This is a genomic window from Gordonia sp. i37 (assembly GCF_002043085.1).
Lineage (GTDB): Bacteria > Actinomycetota > Actinomycetes > Mycobacteriales > Mycobacteriaceae > Gordonia > Gordonia polyisoprenivorans.
This window is the reverse complement of sequence record NZ_MVPX01000234.1, coordinates 1-1,196: the sequence shown is the minus strand read 5'-3', so window position 1 is coordinate 1,196 and position 1,196 is coordinate 1. Positions and strand designations below refer to the sequence as shown.

Annotated in this window: 1 protein-coding gene; it reads left to right on the top strand. The window is 67.2% G+C overall.

Annotated elements, in window-relative coordinates; genetic code table 11:
* A partial coding sequence (locus B1964_RS10710; RefSeq protein ID WP_253193953.1) for an HNH endonuclease signature motif containing protein occupies positions 1-1,196 on the top strand: 1,196 nt, incomplete at both ends.

The window sequence follows — 1,196 nt, the reverse complement described above, 5'->3', positions numbered from 1 at the left end:
GCTCGGCAAGATCCCGGTGGCGTTGCCCGCCGAGGTCCACACCGCAGCGGAGCAAACGCTGGGGCAACAGGCACGCGAGCACACCCCCGCGGAGTTGGGGGTCCTCGGGCAACAACTACTTGCACGGGTCGATCCCGACGGCGAGCTGACCGAACCCGCCGACCGGGCCCGGCAACGGCAACTATGGTTGGGACGTCAAGACGCCCAACAGATGTCGGTGATCAAAGGCCGCCTGGACCCGGCCACCCGCGCGATGTTCGACGTGGTGTTGGCGTCATGGGCGGCCAAAGGCGTCAACAATCCCGACGACGAGCACTCCCCGCACGGATCCGTCCACGATGCCGCCCCGGACGTGGTGGAGGCCGCGGCCCAACGCGATACACGCACCACCGCGCAACGCCAGCATGATGCATTCCGTGCCCTGCTCCACGCCGCCCTCGACGGCGGGTTGCTGGGCAAAAGTCATCGGGGTCTGCCGCCGCAGTTGATCGTGTCGATCACCTCCCAGGAATTACGCGAGCAGGCCGGTCTCGGACGTACCGCCACCGGTACGACACTGCCGATCGGTGACGTGGTGGAGGTGGCGGCACGGGCGCAACAGTATTTGGCGGTGTACGCCGATCATTCCTCGGAGATCTTGTATTTCGGGCAAGCCCGTCGGTTCGCCTCACGGGGCCAAAGGCTGGCCCTGGCCGATTCCTACGGGGGCTGTTCACATCCGGACTGTTCGGCGCCGATGGTGCACGTCGAAATCCACCACGCCGCCCGCGACTATGCGCGGGGCGGGAACACCGACATCCACGATCTCGCCCCGGCGTGCGGCGTGCACAACCGCATGGTCGGCCCCGACACCGGCCAGTACACCACCGAACTGATCGCAGTGGCCCCGACGCCGGACGCTTCGGCTGGCGACTCAACACCGAACCCGGACAGCCACAGAATCCGTTGCGGGTCAACCGATTCTTTCGGATCGATCGGACGTTTCGGGCCGCGGTCGAACACATCCGAGACGCGGCCGGCATACCGGCCGACCCGCCCTCACCACCGGTATCGAGGTGCGAAGCCCGCCTCGATACCGGGGTACAGCGAGTCGTGCACCGCGAAGCCAACAGCCAACACGGCCACCGACGGACAAATCCACACGATCACCCACCACCCAGTCTCGGCCCACCCGGGCTGGGTCCACCCGGGCTGGG